The organism is Denitrificimonas caeni DSM 24390, from assembly GCF_000421765.1.
Taxonomy (GTDB): domain Bacteria; phylum Pseudomonadota; class Gammaproteobacteria; order Pseudomonadales; family Pseudomonadaceae; genus Denitrificimonas; species Denitrificimonas caeni.
On record NZ_ATXQ01000019.1, the window covers coordinates 1 to 5301 of the forward strand.

Annotated in this window: 4 protein-coding genes, 3 tRNA genes and 1 rRNA gene; all 8 read right to left on the reverse strand. The window is 47.2% G+C overall.

Annotation, left to right across the window (positions count from 1 at the left end; all coding sequences use genetic code 11):
- On the reverse strand, nt 1-969 hold a 969-nt coding region (gene tuf, locus H591_RS0114360; protein ID WP_022967657.1), incomplete at its 3' end, for an elongation factor Tu.
- An 86-nt stretch (nt 970-1055) separates the two neighbouring features.
- A tRNA-Thr gene (locus H591_RS0114365) sits at nt 1056-1131 on the reverse strand.
- A gap of 19 nt (nt 1132-1150) precedes the next feature.
- A tRNA-Gly gene (locus H591_RS0114370) sits at nt 1151-1224 on the reverse strand.
- A gap of 20 nt (nt 1225-1244) precedes the next feature.
- A tRNA-Tyr gene (locus H591_RS0114375) sits at nt 1245-1328 on the reverse strand.
- A 92-nt stretch (nt 1329-1420) separates the two neighbouring features.
- On the reverse strand, nt 1421-2098 hold the full coding sequence (locus H591_RS0114380) for an SPOR domain-containing protein (protein WP_022967658.1): 678 nt from the start codon (nt 2096-2098) through the stop codon (nt 1421-1423).
- 4 nt (nt 2099-2102) lie between these two features.
- A complete protein-coding gene (locus H591_RS0114385) occupies nt 2103-2855 on the reverse strand; it encodes a type III pantothenate kinase (protein WP_022967659.1) in 753 nt (250 codons plus the stop codon).
- Nucleotides 2845-3798 (reverse strand): bifunctional biotin--[acetyl-CoA-carboxylase] ligase/biotin operon repressor BirA, encoded by a 954-nt coding sequence (gene birA / locus H591_RS0114390; RefSeq protein ID WP_022967660.1) that lies wholly within the window; start codon nt 3796-3798, stop codon nt 2845-2847. The genes H591_RS0114385 and birA overlap by 11 nt, the downstream gene beginning before the upstream one ends.
- 1188 nt (nt 3799-4986) lie before the next feature.
- A 5S ribosomal RNA gene (gene rrf / locus H591_RS0114395) occupies nt 4987-5102 on the reverse strand.
- Nucleotides 5103-5301 lie beyond the last annotated feature (199 nt).

Consider the following 5301-nt stretch of genomic DNA (forward strand, 5'->3'; position numbering starts at 1 on the left):
TCCACCTTCTTCTTTTGACAACACGTAAATTTCTGCCTCAAAACGGGTGTGCGGCTTGATTGAACCAGGCTTAGCCAATACTTGACCACGCTCGATATCTTCACGCTTAGTACCACGAAACAGAACACCAACGTTCTCACCTGCACGACCTTCGTCGAGCAACTTACGGAACATCTCAACACCAGTACAGGTGGTTTTTACGGTGTCTTTCAGACCGATGATTTCAACTTCTTCACCGACTTTAACGATACCGCGCTCAACACGACCTGTTACAACAGTACCACGACCTGAGATCGAGAATACGTCTTCAATTGGCAGCAAGAATGGCAGGTCAATTGCACGCACCGGCTCTGGAATGTAAGAGTCTAAAGTCTCTACCAGAGTTTTAACTGCAGTTGTACCGTGACCGTTCTCATCACGACCTTCCAACGCCATCAGCGCTGAACCGATGATGATTGGAGTGTCGTCACCTGGGAAATCGTAAGTGCTGAGCAAGTCACGCACTTCCATTTCAACAAACTCCAACAACTCTTCATCATCAACCATGTCCGCTTTGTTCAGGAACACAACGATGTACGGAACACCAACCTGACGTGACAGCAAGATGTGCTCACGCGTCTGCGGCATAGGGCCATCAGCAGCTGAACAAACCAGAATAGCGCCGTCCATCTGAGCAGCACCAGTAATCATGTTTTTAACGTAGTCAGCGTGACCTGGGCAGTCAACGTGCGCGTAGTGACGGTTCGGTGAATCATATTCTACGTGCGACGTGTTAATGGTGATACCACGTGCTTTTTCTTCAGGAGCGTTATCGATTTGGTCGTAACCTTTCGATGCGCCTGTGCCGCCCCATACTTCAGCGCAAACACGAGTTAGTGCAGCTGTCAGTGTGGTTTTACCATGGTCAACGTGACCAATAGTACCAACGTTCAGGTGCGGTTTATTACGTTGAAATTTTTCCTTAGCCATTGCTACCACCCTCTGATTGAGCGCACTTATTTTATAAGCACATACAAGAAAGGCAGATATATACATATCTGCCTTTATGTTAACCCTGGAGCTCATGAGCGGAGTTGAACCGCTGACCTCACCCTTACCAAGGGTGTGCTCTACCAACTGAGCTACATGAGCGAAACACTGCAAACGCAATTGGAGCGGGTAGCGAGAATCGAACTCGCATCATCAGCTTGGAAGGCTGAGGTTTTACCACTAAACTATACCCGCACTGCATTTGCTTAAAAATATGGTGGAGGGAGAAGGATTCGAACCTTCGAAGCTCACGCGTCAGATTTACAGTCTGATCCCTTTGGCCGCTCGGGAACCCCTCCTTAAGCGAGGCGACATAATCCTCTAGATCGAAGCCAATGTCAACCCCACCATCGCTCTTTTAATCAATATTTTCATATTCAGATTCAAATACTTATGGTTGCTCAGGTAGCTTGTCACTTGGCAACAATAGATGCTTCATGTCATTAAAGTCTTGGACCAACTGTTTAAGCAGCCCCTGCCCAACCAATCTCCGACTCCCTTCGCCAATCGCCACCCAATACAAACGCTGCGAGCGCTCAATTGAGCGTATCGAAGGCTCGTAGCCTGCCTCTTTCAAACGCTCAGCGACACTTTGCGCAGAATCTTCTCGCGCAAACATGCCTAGAGAAATACCATTGGTTAGATCTCCTTGAGTAATGAGATAACCATCAATTTTACGCGCCTGCATTTCCTTTAGCTGCCTGATTGATGCCTGACGAGATGCTAAAGGCGCAAGATACACCCAGTACTCAATATCAACCTGACTGTCTAGCACTGTAATTTTTGACTGAATATCTAGACTAACTAAACGCTGCTGTAGTTTTTGCGCCACCTGCTCATCGGCAAAGCCGCCCAGCAGCATAATTTCTGCTTGCTCCTGTCGTAATCCAGCGCTCAGCGGTTGCTTCTGCAATTCAGGCACTTCACTAACCAACTGAACCTGCCCTTGTGTCGCCTTGCTAGGCAATACAACAGGCTTATCCTCAATTGCGTTGTTAGTAAAATCTTGCTGACTCCATACAAAGTACAGCGCATTAACAATAAGTAATCCTAGAAACAGCCAGCGCATTTAATTACACCCCACCAACAAACGGACAAGCGATCGCTAGTCCTTTAAAAACCAAATCTTCATCGAACAAAGCATTCCCTGCTGCTGAAGATACAAACCTGCCATCACCACCAGTACAGACTACCTGAAAATCAGAGCCCCATTCTTTGACAGCCTGCGCCACATGCTCTTGAACAAAACCTTTAAACATTGTTGCAACACCGCAGGATATAGCAGACCGCGTATTGCTACCGCGAACAAAACCACTTGCACTTTCATCCAGCTCAAACCCTGCCAATTGTTGCGCACTAGAATTCAAAGCAGTTTTCATCATTTGCACACCAGGCGCTATACAGCCACCCAGGTGAAAGCCCTTTGTACTTACATAATCCACAGTAATCGCTGTTCCACAATCAAAAACCAGACAGGCAGTCTGCGCAGCACTGTATGCAGCAACTAGTGCCAACCAACGATCCACTCCTAACTTTGCCGCATCAGTATAGCCATTGGTTACCCCAGCCAACTCTGGTAGCGACACTGCATAAACAGGCATAATTTTGAGACTGCGCAGCAATAAATCTGACAAAACACTATTATCAAAAACTTTGCGCACAGAACATACTCGACAATAGCGTATGGGCACTTGAATATATCGCCCCACTTCGCGCACTAACTCTTGCGCATCACTTGTGGCACCACGCGCGACAATCTCCATGGTAAGCAAATCTACCAGCCGCCACTTAAGACGAGTATTGCCATAATCGATCTCAAGTATCATTGCGTAGCCTTAAGCTTAACTCGCCACCAATAAATAAACGCTCTTGCCCGTCAACAAGCAGACAAATTTCACCTTTCTCACCAATACCCGCAATCCGTCCTCGCACTAACTCATTACCCGCAGACAAAACAACCTCTCGGCCTTGCCATGCATGCACGCCAAGCCACTCACTTCTCAAACTAGAAAAACCATAGTTTTTTTGCTTATCTAGATACAAATCCAAGCTTTCTAAAATACTCTGCGCAAACTTTGTTCTATCAATTTGCTTACCCGTTTCAAGTGCTAATGACGTCCACTGCTGGTCTATCGCCTGATTAGTCCCCGTCATATTAAGATTCACACCTATACCGATGACAACGTGACAGAGATCAGCAGGATCACCAACCAACTCAAGCAAAATTCCTGCGACTTTTGAGTTATTAATTAGAACATCATTTGGCCACTTTAACTGCGCGGTGGTTCCAACTACTTGCTCTACGGCACGCACCACAGCAAGCCCAACTACCAAGCTCAATCCATCTATCTGCGCCATGCCCTGTGTAACAGGCCAGACGAATGACAAATACAGGTTTTGCGCATAAGGGCTACTCCATTCACGCCCTCTGCGCCCCCTCCCAAGTGTTTGATGCTCAGCCAAAATAGCTAGCGGAGCAGCCTGCATTGCAAGCACTTTTTTCGCATACTCATTGGTTGAGCTAATCGAGTCGTAAGCAAAGATAGGCAATGATGGAAAGCTAGCTTGCAAAGAATTCAAATCAATCAGGCTCAAAGGCTGTGATAGACGATAACCTTTACCAGGAACGCTTTGTAATTCTAAACCGAACTCATCTCTCAAACTTTGCAAACGCTTCCAAACTGCTGCACGGCTGATGCCAACCTCAGCACCAAGCTCATTACCAGAATGAAAATCACCATCCGCCAGTAATGTTAATAGTTTAAGCATATCCACCAAACACCTTCGCATACGACTGTTTATTATGCTGCTTATTTCAGGCAAAGGTAATTAATATCACTAGATTCGTAGCTCGGCTTCTATAATATTTAACACTAATTTGACTCCTAGGCTTTTCGTGCGCAATGCATTTATAGCAATCTTGCTTATTACAGAGACAAGCGAGATAAGCATGCTGCACTAGAGCATTAATTCTTAAAACTCTGGAAAGAATGCCGACAAGGGCCATGCCTACCAACATTTCCTACTGCCTAGCAAACTACGCTGCTGATCAATGAGCGCTGCGCTGCAACTGTGACAAGCGGAGTCAGGGATGACGTAGCGCCGGCGTTGAACCCTGGATGGGCTCATCGACGGGAGAACAGTTGCGGCGCAGTGCGGCATGCTCGGCGCTAGCAATTTAATCGTTTAAGGCTATTTATTGTATTTTAAGAATGGTCTGCAAGAAATACGCATGCCGTACCGCCCTTATGCTGCTTTTCCCTCAACGAGCCGTCCGGGCTCGATTCGGGCGCTTCGCCATCCTTGGCTGCGCTTGCCGCTGCACAAGGGAGGTACTGGTTAATCTTTTGTGTTGCCTGCTCTATTTATGCCAGTTTCATTCAAAGTATTTTGAGTTTTGAGAATATTACAATGACGACTTGTAGAGCCACGGCTCAATCAGCCTGCAACTGTAGCCACAGGCAAACCGACTCACTGAAACTGATAAAAAGCTCTTAGTGATACACGAACACACGCACTGACTATCTAGCAGACGGCGCCGCTGATCAATGAGCACTACGCTGCAGCTGTGGCAAGCGTAGTCATGGATGACGTAGCGCCGGCGTTGAACCCTGGATGGGTTCGTCGACGGGAGAACAGTTGTAGCGCGGTGCGGCATGCGCAACGTTAGTAATCCAATCAATTAAAGTTCCTGCAAACTGCAGACTTTATGCATCACTCGTTAATCATTACTGGTGTTTGCAGCCCGATTGGGATTTATTTTCTTTATGCGCTTGACGATGACCGACTCGGATTCGTGCCATCCAGGCACTCACCTTTCTGGCAGCCTAGGGCTGTCCAAACACGTTCCCGACGCGTTTGTCACATGGGGCTTCGCGCCCGTTATACAGTGACTGAAGTTCACTTCGGATAAGCCAAAAAAAAGGCTACCCGTTAGGGTAGCCTTTCTTATTTGGCGCTTGACGATGACCTACTCTCACATGGGGAGACCCCACACTACCATCGGCGATGCATCGTTTCACTTCTGAGTTCGGGAAGGGATCAGGTGGTTCCAACGCTCTATGGTCGTCAAGCAATTCTTTTTGAGGAGCCGTTTCCCACTGTTGTGGTCATCGTCTTCTCTAATTAGGTGTGTGATAGTAGCATAATTTGTGCGTTTCGCGAACTTTCGGTTCACAATTCGTCTTCCCAAATTGTTTGGGTGTTATATGGTCAAGCCTCACGGGCAATTAGTATTGGTTAGCTCAATGCCTCACAGCACTTACACACCCA

Excerpts from the sequence above, each read along its gene's own strand:
- H591_RS0114380 (WP_022967658.1), bottom strand. The coding sequence starts at position 2,098 with ATGCGCTGGCTGTTTCTAGGATTACTTATTGTTAATGCGCTGTACTTT.
- H591_RS0114385 (WP_022967659.1), bottom strand. The coding sequence starts at position 2,855 with ATGATACTTGAGATCGATTATGGCAATACTCGTCTTAAGTGGCGGCTG.
- birA (WP_022967660.1), bottom strand. The coding sequence starts at position 3,798 with ATGCTTAAACTATTAACATTACTGGCGGATGGTGATTTTCATTCTGGT.